The organism is Arthrobacter sp. BB-1, assembly GCF_006151685.1.
Taxonomy (GTDB): Bacteria; Actinomycetota; Actinomycetes; order Actinomycetales; family Micrococcaceae; genus Arthrobacter.
On the sequence record NZ_VDEV01000015.1, the window covers coordinates 51,247 to 70,084 of the forward strand.

The 18,838-nt window shown below is 67.7% G+C and carries 17 protein-coding genes; 8 read left to right on the forward strand and 9 right to left on the reverse strand.

Going from position 1 to position 18,838, the window contains the following annotated elements:
- The first annotated feature begins 15 nt into the window (after positions 1–15).
- The 8 genes from dxs (at position 16) to FHJ30_RS08760 (ending at position 8,501) form a co-directional block, all read left to right on the forward strand.
- Positions 16–1,989 carry a 1-deoxy-D-xylulose-5-phosphate synthase gene (gene dxs / locus FHJ30_RS08725; RefSeq protein WP_139028920.1) on the forward strand — a complete coding sequence of 658 codons (1,974 nt, stop codon included), beginning with the start codon at positions 16–18 and terminating at the stop codon, positions 1,987–1,989.
- Entirely contained in the window at positions 1,986–2,603 is a 618-nt protein-coding gene (locus FHJ30_RS08730; protein ID WP_171058971.1) for a DUF402 domain-containing protein, read from the forward strand. Before dxs ends, FHJ30_RS08730 begins: the two co-directional genes overlap by 4 nt.
- Positions 2,600–3,160, forward strand: a complete 561-nt coding sequence (locus FHJ30_RS08735; protein ID WP_139028921.1) for a hypothetical protein — start codon at positions 2,600–2,602, stop codon at positions 3,158–3,160. Before FHJ30_RS08730 ends, FHJ30_RS08735 begins: the two co-directional genes overlap by 4 nt.
- A gap of 9 nt (positions 3,161–3,169) precedes the next feature.
- Positions 3,170–4,147, forward strand: coding sequence for an aldo/keto reductase (locus FHJ30_RS08740; protein ID WP_139028922.1), 978 nt, complete (start codon positions 3,170–3,172; stop codon positions 4,145–4,147).
- Between the two features lie 7 nt (positions 4,148–4,154).
- Complete coding sequence (locus tag FHJ30_RS08745) at positions 4,155–5,180, forward strand: nucleoside hydrolase (RefSeq protein ID WP_139028923.1); 1,026 nt, start codon at positions 4,155–4,157, stop codon at positions 5,178–5,180.
- 149 nt (positions 5,181–5,329) lie between these two features.
- The gene (locus FHJ30_RS08750) at positions 5,330–6,148 is read left to right on the forward strand and encodes an ECF transporter S component (RefSeq protein WP_139028924.1); all 819 of its coding nucleotides are present in this window, start codon (positions 5,330–5,332) and stop codon (positions 6,146–6,148) included.
- 7 nt (positions 6,149–6,155) lie between these two features.
- Complete coding sequence (locus FHJ30_RS08755) at positions 6,156–6,899, forward strand: energy-coupling factor transporter transmembrane component T (RefSeq protein WP_139028925.1); 744 nt, start codon at positions 6,156–6,158, stop codon at positions 6,897–6,899.
- 3 nt (positions 6,900–6,902) lie between these two features.
- Positions 6,903–8,501 carry an ABC transporter ATP-binding protein gene (locus FHJ30_RS08760; RefSeq protein ID WP_139028926.1) on the forward strand — a complete coding sequence of 533 codons (1,599 nt, stop codon included), beginning with the start codon at positions 6,903–6,905 and terminating at the stop codon, positions 8,499–8,501.
- 28 nt (positions 8,502–8,529) lie between these two features.
- Here the strand turns inward: FHJ30_RS08760 and FHJ30_RS08765 are convergent, their stop codons facing one another.
- From FHJ30_RS08765 to FHJ30_RS08805, 9 genes are all read right to left on the reverse strand, one after another.
- Positions 8,530–10,689, reverse strand: a complete 2,160-nt coding sequence (locus FHJ30_RS08765; protein WP_139028927.1) for a 3-hydroxyacyl-CoA dehydrogenase NAD-binding domain-containing protein — start codon at positions 10,687–10,689, stop codon at positions 8,530–8,532.
- Positions 10,686–11,975, reverse strand: coding sequence for an acetyl-CoA C-acyltransferase (locus tag FHJ30_RS08770; RefSeq protein ID WP_139028928.1), 1,290 nt, complete (start codon positions 11,973–11,975; stop codon positions 10,686–10,688). The genes FHJ30_RS08765 and FHJ30_RS08770 overlap by 4 nt, the downstream gene beginning before the upstream one ends.
- A 296-nt stretch (positions 11,976–12,271) precedes the next feature.
- A complete protein-coding gene (locus tag FHJ30_RS08775; RefSeq protein WP_139028929.1) occupies positions 12,272–13,606 on the reverse strand; it encodes an HRDC domain-containing protein in 1,335 nt (444 codons plus the stop codon).
- 28 nt (positions 13,607–13,634) lie between these two features.
- Positions 13,635–14,285, reverse strand: a complete 651-nt coding sequence (locus FHJ30_RS08780) for a DUF3000 domain-containing protein (protein ID WP_139028930.1) — start codon at positions 14,283–14,285, stop codon at positions 13,635–13,637.
- 67 nt (positions 14,286–14,352) lie between these two features.
- On the reverse strand, positions 14,353–15,438 hold the full coding sequence (locus FHJ30_RS08785; protein WP_139029041.1) for a low specificity L-threonine aldolase: 1,086 nt from the start codon (positions 15,436–15,438) through the stop codon (positions 14,353–14,355).
- A gap of 8 nt (positions 15,439–15,446) precedes the next feature.
- Positions 15,447–16,223: an SDR family NAD(P)-dependent oxidoreductase gene (locus tag FHJ30_RS08790; RefSeq protein WP_139028931.1), complete on the reverse strand. Its 777-nt coding sequence runs from the start codon at positions 16,221–16,223 to the stop codon at positions 15,447–15,449.
- Positions 16,220–17,587, reverse strand: coding sequence for a DUF6421 family protein (locus FHJ30_RS08795; RefSeq protein WP_139028932.1), 1,368 nt, complete (start codon positions 17,585–17,587; stop codon positions 16,220–16,222). Before FHJ30_RS08795 ends, FHJ30_RS08790 begins: the two co-directional genes overlap by 4 nt.
- 143 nt (positions 17,588–17,730) lie before the next feature.
- Positions 17,731–18,249 (reverse strand): peptide-methionine (R)-S-oxide reductase MsrB, encoded by a 519-nt coding sequence (msrB, locus tag FHJ30_RS08800; protein ID WP_171058972.1) that lies wholly within the window; start codon positions 18,247–18,249, stop codon positions 17,731–17,733.
- A gap of 14 nt (positions 18,250–18,263) precedes the next feature.
- Entirely contained in the window at positions 18,264–18,755 is a 492-nt protein-coding gene (locus FHJ30_RS08805) for a hypothetical protein (protein WP_139028933.1), read from the reverse strand.
- Positions 18,756–18,838: the final 83 nt, after the last annotated feature.

Consider the following 18,838-nt stretch of genomic DNA (forward strand, 5'->3'; position numbering starts at 1 on the left):
CCGAAGGAGGGGTCATTGGGAATCTTGGACACCATCCGGAATCCGCAGGACCTGAACGAGTTGTCCGAAGAGCAGCTGAAAGAGCTGGCTTCGGAGATCAGGGAGTTCCTGATCACGAACGTCTCCCAGACGGGCGGCCACCTCGGACCAAACCTCGGCGTGGTGGAGCTGACGCTGGCCGTGCACCGCATCTTCGACTCGCCCCGCGACAGCATCGTTTTTGACACCGGCCACCAGTCGTACGTCCACAAGCTCCTGACCGGGCGGCAGGACTTCAGCACGCTGCGGCAGGAAGGCGGCCTCTCCGGCTACCCCGCCCGCGCGGAGTCCGAGCACGACATCGTGGAAAGCTCGCACGCCTCCTCCTCGCTGTCCTGGGCCGACGGCATCTCCCGCGCCCGGCAGCTCACCGGCGAGGGCGACCGGCACGTCGTCGCCGTCGTGGGTGACGGTGCCTTGACCGGCGGCATGGCCTGGGAAGCCATCAACAACATCGCGGCCGACAAGAAGCGCCGCGTGGTGATTGTGGTCAATGACAACGGCAGGTCCTATGCCCCTACCGTGGGCGGCTTCGCCGACTACCTTGCCTCCCTCCGCCCCACCATCGACTCCTTCCGGGCCACCCCCGCCTACGAGCGCGCGCTGGACTGGTGGAAGAAGAAGCTCCAGAGCGGCGGCCCCGTGGGCCAGTTCACCTACAAGAGCCTGCACGCCATGAAGAAGGGCATCAAGGACTGGTGGGCGCCGCAGGGAATGTTCGAGGACCTCGGCATGAAGTACATCGGCCCCGTGGACGGCCACAACCTCCAGGCCATGGAGCATGCCCTGGCCACGGCCAAGCACTACGCCGGTCCCGTGATTGTCCATGCCATGACCGAAAAGGGCCACGGCTACGCCCCGGCACGCGCCCACGAGGCTGACCAGTTCCACGCCGTCGGCATCATCGATCCCGAAACCGGCGAGCCCACCGGAACCGCGGGCGCCCAGTCCTGGACGTCCGTGTTCGCCGATGAGATCGCCGCGATCGCGGATGAGCGGAAGGACGTCGTGGGCATTACCGGCGCCATGCTCATCCCCGTGGGCCTGCACAAGTTCGCGGCCCGGCACCCGGACCGCGTGATCGACGTGGGAATCGCCGAACAGCACGCCCTCACCTCTGCCGCGGGCATGGCGTTCGGCGGCCTGCACCCGGTGGTTGCCGTGTACGCCACCTTCCTCAACCGGGCCTTCGACCAGCTCCTGATGGACGTTGCCCTCCACAAGGCAGGCGTCACCATCGTCCTTGACCGGGCCGGTGTCACGGGGCCGGACGGCGCCAGCCACCACGGCATGTGGGACATGTCCATGGTCCAGATCGTCCCGGGCCTCCACCTGGCAGCGCCGCGCGATGCCAGCCGCCTGCGTGAGGAACTCCGCGAAGCCGTGGCCATCAGCGATGCACCCACCGTGGTCCGCTTTTCCAAGGGATCGGTGGGTGCCGAAGTGGAAGCCCTTGAACGGTTGAGCGACGGCGTGGACGTACTGTCCCGCAGGCCCAGCGGCTCAACCGAGAACGATGTCCTGATCGTCAGTGTGGGCGCCATGTCCGAGCTTGCGCTGGACGTGTCCAACAGGCTTGGCGCGCAAGGCATCAGCACCACCGTGGTGGACCCGCGCTGGGTGCTTCCCGTCCCGCGCTCCATCATTGCCCTGGCGTCCCACCACCGCCTGGTCATCTGCATCGAGGACGGCGTCCGTGCCGGCGGCGTCGGTTCACGGATCCGCCAGGAAATGCGCGCAGCAGGGGTGGACACCGCCCTGAACGAGGTTGGCCTGCCGGTCGAATTCCTGGACCACGGCACCCGCGGCCAGATCCTTGAACGCGTGGGCCTTACGGCCCAGCAGATAACGCACGACGTCGTAGCGCAGGTTCTGGGGACAAAGGTCCCGTTTGCGCGTCCCCTGCCCGGCCAGCAGCACCCCACCACCGGCAGCCTTCCGATTCTGTGAGGGAAGAAGACGCACTGAAGTACCCGGGTGCGGTGGGGGAGTCCGGGCCGGCCATGCACACCACTACTACCCGGGTACCCGCGGGGCTGAAGCCGGGCCAGTTGGTGGTGTCCAGGAACAGGAAATGGAACGGCAAGGCGCACTGGGTGGTGCCCGGCCGGTACCTCGGCGAAGACCGGCACGGGTGGTGGATCTTCCAGGGCACCAATGAGTTCTGCTCCCGGCCCGGGGCGGCGTTCTACACCAAATCCGACGCCGTGCTGCTGGTTCCGCGCTCCGGCGACTGGGTTGCCACCTTCTACGACGACGCCCACCCCAACCAGGTCCGTGTGTACGTGGACCTGGCCGTGGCCCACGAGTGGACGGTCATCCGGCCCGCCGTCACCGAGTTCCACGTGATCGACATGGACCTGGACGTCATCCGCACCGCAGACCGGGGCGTGTTCATCGACGACCAGGACGAGTTCGCGGAGCACAGCGTCTCCATGCACTACCCGGACCTCCTGGTGGCGGACATCCAACGTGCAGCAGACCAGCTTTACCAGGCCGTCAAGGCGCAACAGGCTCCGTTCGACGGCACTGACGTCGCATGGTTCACAGAGGGACGAAAATGAGCGGAATTGTCAGGGTCTACAAGCGCGACGACGAGGGCACCCTCCACTTCCGGGAGGCCTGGTATGACCAGGACTACAGCCAGTTCGTCATGAACTACGGCGTGGTGGGGCACCAGAGCAAGACGGAAGAGACCGACGTGCCGGATGCGGAGGCAGCCGAGGGCCTCCTGGACGCGTTCGCGGCCCAGTGCGCGGAGGACGGCTACGCCGAAATCCCCGACGAGGAGCAGTTCTGGGTAGTAGCCCAGTTCGCCCTGAAAACCAGGGAAGGCACGGACCGCGACCGCTACCTGGAAGAGAAAGCAACGGATGCCCTCATCAGCCACCTGGCATGGCGTGGACTGGGCACCGTGGAGCGTTCCGGGTTCACGGACTACAAGCTGAACATCTTCTGCCTCTGCCCAGAGGTGAACAAAGCCGTGAACGCCATCAAGGTCTGCAGCCGGAGTGAGGACCTGGACTTCACCAAGCTCAGCATCGGCGTCGCCCCGTACAACGAGCCTGAGAACTTCAAACTCAAGCACTCAGCCAAGGCCGCCACCGGCTTCAGCCTTTAGGAGGATCCCGTGACCACGTACCGCCGCGTCGGCAGATCCGGCCTGACCGTCTCCACCGTGGGCCTGGGCTGCAACAACCTTGGCCGCGCCAACACCCCCACCGAATCCCAGGAAGCCACTGACGCCGTGGTCCATGCGGCACTCGACGCCGGAATCACCCTGTTCGACGTCGCCGACACCTACGGCCGCGAACCCGGCCTCAGCGAAACAATGCTCGGCAAGGCGCTCGGCAGCCGGCGGCCCGGCGTCGTCCTGGCCACCAAGTTCGGCATGAACATGAAAGGCGCCAGCGGGCCGGACTTCGGGGCGCGCGGCTCCCGCCGCTACATTATCCAGGCAGTGGAGGCGTCGCTGCGGCGGCTGGGCACCGACTGGATCGACCTCTACCAGTTCCACACGCCGGACCCGCTGACCCCCATTGACGAAACCCTGTCCGCCCTGGACACGCTGGTCACCAGCGGCAAGGTCCGCTACCTCGGGCACTCCAACCGGGCCGGCTGGCAGATCGCCCAGGCAGAGTACGTCGCCCGCGAACTCGGCAGCGCCCGCTTCATCTCCACCCAGAACCACTACAATCTCCTGGACCGCAGGGCGGAACTCGAGGTGACACCGGCGGCGGTGGAATTCGGACTGGGCGTCCTGCCGTACTTCCCCCTCGCCAACGGACTGCTGACCGGCAAGTACTCGCCCGGCCACGCCCCGGAGGGCTCCAGGCTCAGCCACACGCGCACCCATCTGGTCCACGACGCCGACTGGGACCAGTTGGACAGGTTCAGCAGCTTCGCCAAGGACCGCGGCTTGAGCGAGATCCAGGTTGCCTTCTCCTGGCTGGCCGTCCAGCCCTGCGTGGCCAGCGTCATAGCGGGAGCCACCCGGCCGGAGCAGGTCCGCCAGAACGCGGAAGCAGCGGACTGGGTACCCTCCGAAAAGGACCTCGCGGAACTGGACGGCATCTTCCCCGCAGCGCCCAAGGTAGCGCTCTTCTAGGAACGCCATGACCGCCTTCCTGCTGGATGTGGACACGGGCATCGACGACGCCCTGGCCCTCGCCTACCTTGCGGCCCTGCCGGACACCGAGTTCGTCACCGTCACCGCAACCCCGGGGAACGTGGACGCGGACCAGGTGGCGCGCAACACCCTGGCACTGCTGGAGCTGTGCGGACGCCCGGGAGTGGAAGTGGCCGTCGGCGCCCGCAAGCCGTTGGCCGTTCCGCTGGTGACCACCCCGGAAACGCACGGCCCGCAAGGCATCGGTTACGCCGTCCTGCCGGAACCTGAGGGCGCCGTCTCACCGCGGGACGCCGTCGACCTCTGGGTGGAACATGCCCGGGCGCGGCCGGGGGAGCTCACTGCGCTGATCACCGCACCCCTGACCAACTTCGCGCTGGCGCTCCGGCAGGAACCCAGGCTCCCCGAGCTGTTGGCGAAGGTGGTCATTATGGGCGGCAGCTTCTACCACCAGGGCAACACCACGCCCACCGCGGAGTGGAACACCCACGTGGATCCGCATGCGGCTAAGGAAGTGTACGCGGCCTTCCAGGGCCGCCCCCTGGAAAAGCTCCCCATTGTCTGTTCCCTGGACACCACCGAGCGGATGGAGCTGCACCCGGAACATGTCCGGCAGCTGGCGGAGGCCGCGGGCGCAACAGTCCCCGAGCTGGTGCAGCCCGGCCAGCCCGAGGGACAGCGCAGCGCCTCTGACAACGTGCTCATCAGGCACCTGTCCGATGCCCTGCGGTTCTACTTCGAGTTCCACCGCCATTATGACCAGGGATACCTCGCCCACGTCCATGACTACTTCGCAGCGGGCGTGGCCGCGGGCACCCTGGAGTTCGAGGCACGGCCCGCCACCGTCGACGTCGAGACCGGATCACCGCTCCTGATGGGCACCACCGTGGCCGATTTCCGGGGCCTCTGGGGAGCGCCGCCGAACGCCCGCGTGGTCTCCACGAACCATCCGGAGGCGGCCTTCCGGGAGCTGGTGTCCGCCGTCGGGAACCTGGCCCGCCGCGTGGGCTGAAAGGGCGCCCAACAAAGGCTGCTGCCGGTAGAATTGTGCGCGGACCGGAAAGGCGCAGGCTGCCTGCCGGCTGCTGCCGAGGTGACATACGCAGCGCTCCGCCCGGCCCGGGAACACCGGGCCCTCCGTGCGCACCCTGAAGGAACTCCATGTCATCGCACTCCCTGACGCTGCCGTCCACGTCACCGGCGGCCGCCCGCAAACGCCGGCTGCTGGAAATCCTCGGCGCCGTGGCCATCGCCGGCACCTACGTCTACCTGGTCCTCAACCAGCCTGCCGATATCACCGGCGGGCCGGGCAGCGCGTCCGCCCTGATCGCCCTTTCCGGCTTCCTCATCGGAGCCGTCCTGCTGATTGTCGCCGTGCTCCCCACGTTGCCGGCCTCCACCGTGGTGCTGATCCCGGTGGCACTGGTGCTGAACATCGTGCTCGGCCAGTTCGTGGGCAGCACCCTGGTCCCGTTCTACCTGGACACCATCGGCACGGTCCTCATCGCGGTGCTGGCCGGCCCGGCCGCCGGTGCAGCAACCGGTGCGCTGAGCAGCATTGTATGGTCCTTCTTCAACCCCACTGTGCTGCCCTTCGCCGCCGGGGCCGCCCTGATCGGCTGCCTTGCCGGCCTCGCCGCCCGCCACGGGATGTTCCGGCGTTTCTATCTCGCACCGGTGGCAGGGTTCGTCACCGGCATCATCGGCGGCGTGGTGTCCGCGCCGGTGGCGGCTTTTGTCTTCGGCGGCACCTCCGGCGTAGCCACCGGTGCCATCGTCAGCGCCTTCCGGTCCATGGGCGACTCCCTCCTGGGCGCCATCACCAAACAGGCGCTCATCTCCGACCCCATGGACAAAGCGATTGTGTTCACCGTGGTGGCCATCCTGGTTTACGCCCTTCCACGGCGCGCGCGGCTGCAGTTCCCGTTCATCCGCAGGCACCGCGTGCTGGCAGGCAAGACGCCCGAACAAGGCTCCTGATCCGGCGGTGCGCCTCCACCCGCTGACCTCGCTGGCAGCCGCTGGCAGCACGGCGGCCATCACGACGGCGGCAGCGTACCTGCCGCTGTCCCTTGCCGTGATTGCCACGGCAGTGGGCCTCGCAGCCTGGAGTGGTTCGGTGCGGCGGCTCCTGCCAGCGGCAGCTGCCATCCTGGTGCCGCTGTGCTTGTCGCTGCTGGTGCTGCATGGCCTGTTCTTCCCCGAAGGGGACACCGTGCTCGCCGAGTGGGGCCCTGCACGCGTCACGTCCGAAGGGCTCTCCTTCGCCCTGAACCGGGCAGCGCAGCTGGGCGCCGTTGTCCTCGCCCTCCTGGTGTTCTCCTTCAGTGTCAGCGTTCCGGACCTGGTGGCGGCGTTGTCTGTGCGCGGCGTCCAGGGCAGGTTCGCTTTCGTGCTGGCGTCCACGCTCACCCTGCTGCCGGCCATCACCTCCAGGGTGGAACGCATCCGGCAGGCCCAGGAATCCCGTGGGCTGGTGATCCGGCGCGGGCTGCTGCACCGGGTGGCGGCCTTCCGGCGCCAGGCAGTGCCGCTGGTCCTGTCCCTTGTGGAGGACGCCGGAACCCGTGCTGCGGCGCTGGAGTCCCGCGGCTTCAGCAACCCGGGACCCCGGACCAGCTACCGGGATGTGCCGGATTCCAAACCCCAGCGGGCGCTCCGCGTTGTCCTGCTGGTGGCCGCCGCGGCTGCAGTCGCCGTCCGGCTTTGGCTTGCAGCGGAGGGAACCTAGGAGATGGCGGGCGCACGGGACACCCTCGAAACCGCCGGGCCGGTACTCTCGGCCGGCATCAGGACCTTCACGTTCCACGACGACGCTGCGCCCGTCCTGCACGGGATGGAGCTCGCGTTCGTCCCGGGAACGTTCACCGCAATCCTTGGGCCGTCGGGAAGCGGGAAATCCACCCTTGGCCGGCTGCTGGCCGGCTGGCTTCCGCCCGGAGGCGGGGGAACCCTCCACGGCTTCCTGGAGCTCGCGGGCACCAGGCTGCAGTTCGGCGGCAGCGGGGATCCGCGCATCAATCCCGCTGAATGGGGCCGGCACGTGGGGTTTGTTCCCCAGGACCCAGCGGCCGTCCTGTCCACGGTGCGGGCCACAGTGGCTGAGGAACTCGCGTTCGGACTCGAGAACAGGGCGGTGGAACGCGGCGTCATGAAGTCCATGGTGGAACGTACCGCCGCACTCCTGGGGCTCACGGACCTCCTCAACCACAACCCCGCCCGGCTTTCGGGCGGCCAGCTGCGCCGCCTTGCCATCGGCTGCGCCATCGTCACGGAACCGAAGGTGCTGATCATGGACGAGCCCTTCGCATCGCTGGACAGCGCCGGAGCGGCCGGACTGGCACAGCTGATGCGGGACCTCGTCAAGGGCGGCACCGCCGTCGTGGTCCTCAGCCAGGTGGTGGACGCGCCGCTCCTTGACGCCGGCACATGGTATGTCCTGATGGACGGCCGAGTAACGGCCAGCGGCACTCCTGCCGAACTGCACCAGGGCTCCGGGCTGCTGCCGTCGGGCATCCGGTCCCCCGGCAGTGCCGCGGCAGGACATGATGCAGCCCGGCACGAAATGTCACCGCGTCCGCACCGCCAAGCCCGGGTGCAGCCTGGCGTGGCGCCGCCAGCCCCGGTACTGGAGCTCCGCGGAGTCTCCTTCGATTTCAAAGCCGGCGGCAGGAAACCCCCTCGGCGTGCACGGCGGGCAGGCGCGGCGGGCGCTCCGGGCGACGCCACGCCGCACGTGCTGCAGGACGTCAGCCTGGCGGTCAACCCCGGGGAGGTCGTGGCAGTCACCGGTCTCAATGGCGCGGGGAAATCAACGCTGCTGCGGCACCTTAACGGGCTGCTGCGCCCCACCTCCGGGCAAGTCCTCGTCCATGGCTCGGACATTGCAGGGACACCGGCGGGCAACGTGGCCCGCTCCGTGGGACTGCTGTTCCAGCAACCCCGGGACCAGCTGTTCGAGCGGACTGTGCTCCGGGAGGTCCGCTTCGGCCTGGGCCGCATCTTCCCGCCCGCCGAAACGGACCGGCGGGCCCTGGAAGCGCTGGCAACTGTCGGCCTGGCGGGGGCCGCAGGGGAGCACCCCGCCGAACTGCCCGCGTCCAGCCAGCGACTCCTTGCCCTTGCCTCGGTCCTTGCCCGCAGGCCCGCGGTCCTGGCCCTGGACGAACCCACCGTGGCGCTCGACGGCGAGGGCCTGGCCCTCCTGGACGCTGCGGTGCGTGCCGCGGCAGGGGAGGGCGCCGCCGTCGTTCTGGTCACGCATGACCTCGCCTATGCCAGGGAGATGGCAGACCGCATTGTGGGGCTGGAGGGCGGCAGGCTGGCCGGCTGACTAAGTCAGCCGGCCACCTTGCCGGTGACTAAGCCGGGCGGGACGCCACTCCCGGCGGCAGGAAGCGCCTGCCGTTGACCCGCTCGGAGGCGCCCACCCTGTCCAGGTATGGGGTGATGCCGCCTAGGAACATTGGCCATCCGGCGCCGAGGATCATGCAGAGGTCAATATCCTCCGGGCCTGCAACCACGCCTTCCGCGAGCATCAGGCCGATTTCCTCGGCGAGCGCGTCCTGGGTGCGCCGCAGCACCTGCTCCGCGGTGGAGGGGGAAGAACCGAAGGACATCAGCGACAAGGTGGACTCCGGGATCTCCTTCGAGCCGTCCGGGCCTGCCGCCCACAGGCTTTTCACGCCGTTGTCGATGAGCTTCTGAAGGTTGGCGGACACCGTGAAGCGTTCGCCGAAGGCTGCGTGGAGCGATTCCTGCACGTGCTGGGCCACGGGCAGTCCCACCATGGCGCCCAAGGTGAAGGGCGTCATGGGCAGGCCCATGGGCCGCAGGGCGTTGTCCGCCACGTCAGCCGGGGTGCCCTCGTCAAAGGCGGCCGTCACTTCGCCCATCAGCCGCAGCAGGATCCGGTTGACCACGAACGCGGCAGCGTCCTTGACGAGCACTGCCGTTTTCTTCAGGCCTTTGGCGAGCTCGAAAGCGGTGGCGAGTACGGCGTCGTCAGTCCGCGGGGCACGGACGATTTCCAGCAGCGGCATAACGGCCACGGGGTTGAAGAAGTGGAAGCCCACTACGCGCTCCGGGTGCCGCAGGTCCTCCGCCATGGCGGTGACCGACAAGGACGAGGTGTTGGTGGCCAGGATGCAGTCCGGACTGATGATCTCCTCCAGCTCCGCAAAGACCTGCTTCTTGACGTTGAGTTCCTCGAAGACGGCCTCGATCACGAAATCGGCGTCCACGAAAACGTCCTTGGACACTGACCCCGTCACGAGCGCCTTGGTCCGGTTGGCGGCATCCTGGCTGATGCGCTTCTTGCCCAGCAGCTTGTCCACCTCGGCATGGACATAGCCCACGCCCTTGTCCACACGGGCCTGGTCGATGTCCGTCATCACCACGGGGACCTTCAGCTGGCGGGCGAACAGCAGGGCCAGTTGGCTCGCCATCAGGCCGGCCCCAACAACTCCCACCTTGGTGACGGGGCGGGCCAGCTTGCGGTCCGGTGCACCCACGGGACGTTTGGAACGCTTCTGCACGAGGTCCAGGAACGCATACACCGTGGCGCGGAACTCGTCAGTCTGCATCAGCTCCGCGAGTGTTTCGCATTCCAGGGCAGCCGACTCCGCCTGGGTCATGGACCGGTTCGCTTCGAGGATGTCCAGGACTTTTCCCGGGGCGGGCGCCGCGTTGGACGTCTTCGCCTCCACGAAGGCCCGCCCGGCCGTGACTGCGCCAGCCCACCGGGCGGTGGTTCCAGCTTCGGAAGGATCGACGGCGTTGGCGCGTTCAGGAACAATGTCCCCCGAAATGACGCCGGCAGTCCAGGCCAGGGACTGCTCCAGGAAGTCGGCCGGCTCGAAGATGGCGTCGGCCATGCCGAGGCTGAAGGCCTCGGGTCCGGTCAGCGTCCGGTTGTTGCTGAGCGGGTTTTCAATCATCACCTTCACGGCGTTTTCCGGCCCGATGAGGCGGGGCAGGAGATAGACGCCGCCCCAGCCGGGGACCAGGCCGATAAAGGCTTCGGGCAATGCCAGCGCCCCGGCTCCGGTGGACACGGTGCGGTAGGTGGACTGCAGCGCGATTTCGAGGCCGCCGCCCAGGGCTGCGCCGTTGATGAAGGCGAAGCTGGGGACGCCCAGGTTGGCCAGGGTGGCGTAAACATCATGGCCCAGCTGCGCCATCCACAGCCCGTGCTCGCGTTCTTCGAGGTTCTTGACGGCGGAAAGATCGGCGCCGGCCACAAGGTAGTAGGGCTTGCCGGTCACTCCGACGCCGACGATCTCACCGCGACCGGCACGCTCCCGAAGGCCCTCCAACGCGGTGCCAAGCTCCACCAGCGTGTTGGGTCCGAGCGTGGTGGGCTTGGAATGGTCCAGGCCGTTGTCCAGGGTGATGAGCGCGAAGGTGCCCGGGCTTGGCTTCCCGGCCGGTGCGGGCAGTTCGATGTCCTGGACGTAGGAGTGCGTCACCGTTTCGTTCGGGAACAGGTCAGCAAGCTGGGTGAAATCTGCGGCGCTCATGCGGCTCCTTCGGAAGCGGTTTCGGTGGCGGCGGAGTCCCCGGGCCGGGCTCCGCTGTGGTCTGTGTATTCCGGGTTGTGCGGGTTCTCCCAGATCACCGTTGCACCCATGCCCAGGCCAACGCACATGGTGGTGATGCCGTAGCGGACGGAGGGGTCATCCTCGAACTGCCGGGCGAGCTGGGTCATCAGCCGCACACCGGACGAGGCCAGGGGGTGGCCCACGGCGATGGCGCCGCCGTACCGGTTGACCCGGGGGTCGTCGTCGGCAATGCCGAAGTGGTCCAGGAAGCTGAGCACCTGCACGGCAAAAGCCTCGTTGATTTCAAATAGCCCAATGTCCCCGATACCGAGCCCGGCGTTCTTCAGCGCCTTCTCGGTGGCCGGCACCGGCCCGATGCCCATGACTTCGGGCTCCACACCCGCGTAAGCGTAGCTGACCAGCCTCATCTTCACCGGCAGTCCCAGCTCGGCGGCAGCCTCTGCGGATGCCAGGACGGCCGCGGTGGCGCCGTCGTTCAGGCCCGCGGCGTTCCCGGCGGTGATGCGGCCGTGGGCGCGGAACGGGGTGCGGAGGCCGGCGAGGTCAGCCATGGTGGTGCCTGGCCGCGGCGGCTCATCCACCGTGTTCAGCGTCCAGCCCTGGCCGGGCTTGAGGGCTGCCACGGGGACCAGGTCCGGCTGGATGCGGCCGTCGCGGCGGGCAGCCTCGAACTTGGCCTGCGAAGCGACGGCGTAGGCATCCGTCCTTTCCTTGGTGATGGCCGGAAAGCGGTCATGCAGGTTCTCGGCGGTGTTCCCCATGTTCAGCGCGGCCGGGTCCACCAGCCGTTCTGACATGAACCGCGGATTCGGGTCGGTGCCGGAGCCCATGGGGTGGTTGCCCATGTGTTCCACGCCGCCGGCCACCACCACGTCGTACGCGCCAAAACCGATCCCTCCTGCCGTTGTGGTCACCGCGGTCATGGCCCCCGCGCACATACGGTCAATGGCAAAGCCTGGTACCGTCCTGGGCAGCCCGGCCAGCAGGGCGGCTGTCCGGCCCAGGGTGAGGCCCTGGTCTCCGGTCTGGGTCGTGGCAGCAATGGCCACCTCATCGATGCGCCCGGGCGGCAGCGACGGGTTCCGGCGCAGCAGTTCGCGGATGCATTTCACTATCAGGTCGTCAGCCCGGGTGCCGGCGTAGATGCCCTTGTCCCCGGCCCTGCCGAATGGTGTGCGGAGGCCGTCCACAAAGACGACGTCCCGGACAGTGCGCAAGGCTGCGCCGCTTCCCTGGTGGCTCACGTATAACTCCTCATCGAGACGTAGGCGCCGGTGGCATGCCTTCAGTGGCAGCGGCCTCACGGCAGTACGTTCGATGTTACTCGCGAGTAACTTAGCCTGCAAGACCCCGCCCTGAAGGGACGCTCTCTCACTTAATGCGCATTTTTGGCGATCCCTCTCTCACTCTCTTCAAGAAAGTGAGAGAGGGTTGCCAATATTCACGCGTGGAGTGAGAGAGCGTTGCCAATACTCACGCATCAAGTGAGAGAGCGTCTGGGGGGTCGTGTGGGGGATGGCCGGGTGCAGGCGGCTGGCGCCTACTGGCCTGCTGCGGCTGCGTCCGGTTTGGGTTCCTTGGCGGGCAGCGGCTGCGGGTGGAGGAACGCCTCGACAATGAGGGGGGTTGCCAGTTCCACCTGCCATTCACGTGCGCCCAGGGCGCGGAGTTCGGTGGCGACTGCTGCTTCGGTGATTTCCGCCGGCGGCCGCCAGGCCACCCGCCGCAGGTAGTCCGGGGTGAGCAGGTTCTCCAGCGGAAGGTTCAACGACGCGGCCTTCGCCTGCAGCAGCGGCCGTGCGGTGGCCAGGCGGGCAGCGGCTTCCGGGTCCCGGTCCGCCCAGACGCGGGGCGGAGGCGGCGCGTTCGTGGGCAGGTGCAGCGGCGGAAGCTCTTCGAGGTCCCGTGCAGCTGCGATGCAGCGGAGCCACCGGGGCGCTTCACGTTGCGCCGCCCGGCCGTGGAAGCCCTTGGTGCCCAGCAGCTGCGGCACGGTGGACGGCATGGCTTTGGCCGCCGCCACCAGAGCGGAGTCGGGAATCAGCCTTCCCGGTGCGACGTCCCTTTTCTGTGCCAGGGAGTCGCGCTCCAGCCACAGCTCACGCACTGCTGCCAGCTGCCGGCGGTCCCTGATCTGGTGCAGGCCGGAGGTCTTCCGCCACGGATCCACGCGCACCGGAGGCAGTCCTGCCGCCAGGATCGCGGCGAACTCCTGTTCGGCGTATTCCAGCTTTCCGTCGGCCTGCAGGAGCTCGATGAGTTCCTCCCGCAGTTCCGTAAGGACCTCGACGTCCAGCGCGGCATACCGCAGCCAGGGTTCCGGGAGGGGCCGGGTGGACCAGTCTGCCGCCGAGTGCTCCTTGGCGAGCCCGAAGCCGAGCAGCTGTTCGATGACGGCGGCCAGGCCCACGCGGGGCAGCCCCGCCAGCCGCGCTGCAAGTTCGGTGTCGAAGAGCTTGTCCGGCCACATGCCCAGCTCCGAGAGGCAGGGCAGGTCCTGGCTGGCGGCGTGCAGGATCCATTCGACGCCGCGGAGGGCGTCATTGATGATGTCCAGGTTGTCGAAGGGTTCAGGGTCTATCAGCCAGGTTCCGGCCCCTTCGCGCCGGATCTGGACCAGGAAGGCGCGCTGCCCGTAGCGGAACCCGGAAGCCCGTTCGGCGTCGACCCCCGCCGGTCCGGTTCCGGCGGCGATGGCCGCGGCGCAGCGCTCCAGGCCGGACTGCGTCTGGATGACCAGTGGAACGCCCTCCCGGGGCGACGCCAGTTCAACGATTTCGGGGATGGGGCTGTCAAAGCCTTCCACCGTGATGTGGGGTGCGGTATCAGCAGCCGGGACGCCGGCCGTGGTGTTTTCCGGAATGTTAGGGGTCATGATGCCTTCAGTTTACCGGCCGGCTTGTTCAGTTCCGGCGGCGCAGCGTCAGCGGCGTCACGCCGTCCGGAAGGGGCGGCAGCCCGGCGAAGGTGCAGACCATGTCGGACCAGGCCTCGAGGTGGGCCTTGACGTCGGAGGTGGCGGGCGTCCAGGAGGCCCTCAGTTCGATGTCGATGGAGCCTGGCCGTTCGGACAGGGTCCCGAAACTCTCCGAGAGGACCCGCGTGGCGGTGCCGCCCGCTGCCCTGTAAGGCGCCTTGTGGTTCTCCAGCGCCTCCACCAGCCAGGTCCAGGCGACTGTTCCGAGCATTTCGTCGTTGCCCATCTCGGGTTCCAGTTCCGCACGGATATAGGTGACGATCCGGAATTCCCCGTCCCAGACTTCGGAGCCCTCTGGATCGTGGAGGAGGATGAATCGCCCCGTTGCCAACTCCAGCCCGTCCTCGTCTTCCGTGCCTGAGGCCGCGGCGAGTGCCATGGCGGCGGGGCCGTGGAGCGGGGTGCCAGGGTGACCGGAGCCGGGGGCGAAAACTTCTGCGCCAAGGGCCACGGCAAAGGGCGCCAACCGGGCCGGCGCGGGGATCTCCGCCAGGCGGAGTTCCCGGCGGCACTGGGCTTTCCTGAGGGTTCCCAAGGCGTGGAGAAATTCCGGGGGAACCTGGTCAAGTGCGTTCACCTTCGCAGGTTACGCAACTGGGCGGGGCAGGGCGGGTAGGCTCGCCGCCTGCCGGGGGCGCGGACTGTCAGTTCCCGCCACTGTGAAGTTCCCGGCGGAGTGCGGCAACAAAGGAATCCACATCCTCTTCTGTGGTGTCGAAGGAACACATCCAGCGCACCTCCCGCGTGGCTTCGTTCCAGTCGTAGAACCGGAATGACGCCCGAAGCCTGTCAGCCACGCCTTCGGGGAGGATGGCGAACACGCCGTTGGATTCGGTCGCCTGGGTGGGCCGGACGCCGTCGATGGTGTCGACGGCGGCGCGGAGCCGGGCGGCCATGGCGTTGGCGTGCGAGGCGGACCGCAGCCACAGGTCGCCTTCCAGGAGCGCGATGAACTGCGCCGACAGGAACCGCATCTTGGATGCCAGCTGCATGTCCATCTTGCGGAGGTAGACCAGGCCGTGGGCTGCCTCCGGGTTCAGTGCCACCACCACTTCGCCGAAAAGCAGCCCGTTCTTGGTGCCGCCGAAGGACAGGATGTCCACCCCTGCGTCGCGCGTGAAGGCCCGCAGCGGAACTTGGAGGTGCGCCGCCGCGTTGGCCAGCCGGGCGCCGTCCATGTGCAGCTTCATCCCCTTGGCATGGGCGTGCCCGGCAATGGCCCGCACTTCATCCGGGGTGTAGCACGTGCCAAGTTCCGTGGTCTGGGTGATGGACACGGCCAGCGGCTGGGCGCGGTGTTCGTCCCCCCAGCCCCAGGCCTCGCGGTCAATCAGTTCGGGCGTGAGCTTGCCGTCCGGCGTGGGGACGTGCAGCAGCTTGATGCCGCCGATGCGTTCCGGGGCGCCGTTCTCGTCCATGTTGATGTGGGCGGTGGAGGCGCAGACCACGGCGCCCCAGCGGGGGAGCAGCGACTGCAGCGAAAGGACGTTGGCGCCGGTGCCGTTGAAGACGGGAAAACACTCGATGCCGGGGCCGAAGTGGTCCTCCATCAGTTGCTGCAGCCGTGCGGTGTAGTCGTCCTCGCCGTAGGAGACCTGGTGACCGTCGTTGGCGGCCGCCAGCGCCGCCAACACCTCGGGATGGACGCCCGAGTAGTTGTCCGAGGCGAACCCCCGCACGTTCGGATCGTGGAGGCGGATGCCGGCGGCTGTTTCAACGGTGGTTGTCATGGCTTTGCTCACGCTTTCAGTCTAAGGAAAGTCCGGTCCGGTGCGGGTCGGGCCGCCAGCTGCAGCCGGCGGCCGTTCAGCCCGGCGGCTGGTGCATCAAAGAGCCCGACGACGGCGCGCGCCAGGTCTTCGACGTCAGTTGCGCCGGCGAAAGACCGTTCGGGGTGGCTCAATCGCATCTTGTCATCCACCAGCGCTTTGACCACCAGGACGACGGCGGCCGCGGCGCCGCCGCCGTTCTTCCCGGCGTCGCGGCTGAAGCCGTCCGCGATGGCCAGGGTCCAGGCCTCGGCCGCTGCCTTCGCAGCGGCGTAACTGGCTGTTGCCGCGGTGGGCTTGGCGGCGGTGGTGGAGGACACCATGGCGAAGCGGCCGCTCGGCGAGGCGGCAACGTCGTCGTAAAAAACGCGTGAGACGTTGCGGAGCGTGGTGATGGCTGCGCGCTCGAGGAAGTCCCAGTCCTCGTCGGTCTGGTCCGGAATGCCTTTTGCGCCGCGCCAGCCGCCCACCAGATGGATCACGGCATCCATGGGGCCGGCAGCCGCGGTGACCTCGGTCCGCAGCTGCCGTACCTCCTCCATCCGTGCAAGGTCGCACACATAGGGGGCAACGCCGTCGCCCGCCTGTTGTGCCGCAGACTGGATCCGTTCCAGGTCCGTGCCCACGGTGGAGACGCGGTGCCCGGCCTCCCGGAGCGCCCGCGCCACGGCCACGCCGGATGCTCCGCTGCCACCCGCAACCAGGACGTTCAGCGGCGGTTTTGCCGGCCCAGCTCCAGCTGTCACAGCGCAGACGCTCCGGTAATGCCGGCCGTGGATTCAATGACAGGACGCATCTTCTTTTCCAGTGCTTCGTAGAACATGGACAGCGGGAATTCGTCATCGAGGACCTGGTCGGTGAGGCCGCGCGGCGGACCTGCCAGCGGCAGCGCCTCCGGGCCCCTGGCCCAGACCGACGCCGGGTGGGGCGTGACGGTGGCGGAGATCAGCTGGTACGCGGCCAGCCAATGGGCCGTTTTGGGCCGGTCGATGGAGCGCCAGTACAGGTCGTCGATGCTGGCGCCGAGGGCGATCACGGCGGTGGACACCTCATCCCAGTCGATGGTGAGCCGGGTGTCGGTCCAGTGGAGGACCCGCTGCTGGTGCAGCCACGCGAAGAGGAGTTGGCCACCCAGGCCGTCGTAGTTCCGGACCCGGCTGCCGGTGATCGCAAAGCGGAAGATGCGGTCAAAAATGATGGCGTACTGCACCAGCTTCGCGTGGCGGCGGGCCTCTGGATCGGCGTCGTCATCATTTTCGATCCGCACGGACTCGCGGAAGGCCGTGAGGTCGCAGCGCAGTTCTTCCAGGGAGTACAGGAAAAACGGCATCCGTTGCTTGATCATGAACGGATCAAACGGCAGGTCGCCGCGCATGTGGGTCCTGTCATGGATCAGGTCCCACATAACGAACGTCGCCTCCGTCAGGTCCTGGTCCGCCAGCATGTCCGCGGCGCCCTCCGGCAGTTCCAGGGCGGTGATCTCGGCGGCGGCCTTGAGGACGCGGCGGAACCTGGCTGCCTCCCTGTCCGCGAAAATCGCACCCCAGGTGAAGGTGGGCGTCTTGCTGACTGCCACCGTTTCCGGGAACAGCACTGCCGAGTTGGTGTCGTAGCCGGCGGTGAAGTCCACGAACCGGATGGGTACGAACAGCTTGTTCGAGTAGTCGCCGGCTTCAAGCCCTGCGATGAATTCCGGCCAGATTACCTCCACCAGAACGGCCTCCACCAGGCGGTTGCTGCTGCCGTTCTGGGTGTACATGGGGAAGACGACCAGGTGCTGGAGGCCGTCGCGGCGCTGTTCCTGCGGCTGGAAGGCCAGCAGGGAGGACAGGAAGTCGGGGGTGGCGAAGCCGCCCTGGGCCCACCGGGAGAAGTCGGTGCACGCAGCGTCCAAGTAGGCAGCATCATGCGGGAAGGCGGGGGTGAGGGCGCGGAGCGCATCGATGATCTCGTTGGCGCGGGCAGCGGCCTCCGCGTGGTGTGCAGCGTCCGGAATGGAGCCGTCCTGGGACTGGAAGGCCTGGAGGGCGGTGGCGGCTGCCTTGAGCCGGAGCCAGTCGTGGTTCTCGGCTGAAATCCCGGTGACGGCGGTGGTCAGGGTTTCGGTCATCGTGGGCTGCCTTTCTGGTTGCTTGCTAACTATGGCGAGCGTAGCAAGCAACCAGCAGGGCTAATTGGAAAAGCGCCTAAGCTTAAGTATTCCTTTTGCTTAGTGCCCTTTCCGGTGGTTGGAGCAGGTCCTTACCTGCGGGTTCAGGCCTCCTGGTCCGGACCGTTGACCTGCGGATCCTCCGCGGGAACCAGCCGGATGGAAATGGAGTTGATGCAGTAGCGCTGGTCGGTGGGGGTTCCGTAGCCCTCGCCTTCAAAGACGTGCCCCAGATGGGAATCGCAGGTGGCGCAGCGGACCTCCACCCGGTCCATTCCCAGCGTCCGGTCGTGGATGTAGCGGACGTTTCCTTCGGCCAGCGGGGCCCAGAAGGACGGCCAGCCGCAGTGGGAATCGAACTTCTCGTTGCTGGTGAACAGTTCCGCTCCGCACGCGCGGCACTGGTACACGCCGGCAGTGTGGGTGTCCCAGTACTCGCCCGTGTACGGACGCTCGGTTCCCGCCTGGCGGAGCACGTGGTACTCCTCCGGCGTGAGCTCCTCGCGCCACTGCGCGTCTGTCTTTTCCATACCGGTGCCCGGGACGTCGGCCCCTGCCGGACCCGCCGTGGCCGGCGCATCCGTAGTTTTGTTTCCGAAGATGCTGTTTCCGAAGATGCTCATAGCCTTGTCAACGCTTACGAGTCGCCGATAAATCCCGAGCCTGCATACAGGTGCAGTACCGGCACCCCCAGCTGGTCCTGCGCCTTGTTGGCCCAGTCCGTATGGAAGGTGTCGGCGACGGCGTGCGGCCGGGTAATCACCACGGCCTGCCCGGCGCCGGTCTCGCGGACCTTGGAGACCAGCCCGTTGACGGCGCCGCCATCCACAATCTCGCCCGTAACGCCGGTGCCCAGCCCCTCCAGGGCCGCCAGGGATACGGCGAGGGTCTCCGCTGCCTGGGCCCGCTCCTGGGTGGGGTCGGGGGTGTGGGCAGTCAGCTCCCTGAATGCCTTTGCAATGTCCAGCATCGAAAGGTTTTCAAGGAAGTCCACCAGCAGGTGCCGTTCGGTGTTTGCGGGCACCAGCACCACCAGGCGCGTTTCCGCTCCGTCCACCAGGCGTTCGATGTTCAGGCGGTCGTCCGCCCCCAGGGGTTCTTCGGTCAGGATGACGATCGGTTCACTCATGGCCCTAGCCTAGTCCCGGAGCACGGCCGTGCGCAGGGGTCACCGCACCCGGATGGAGGCCGGGGCCGGCCTTGGCGGCCAGT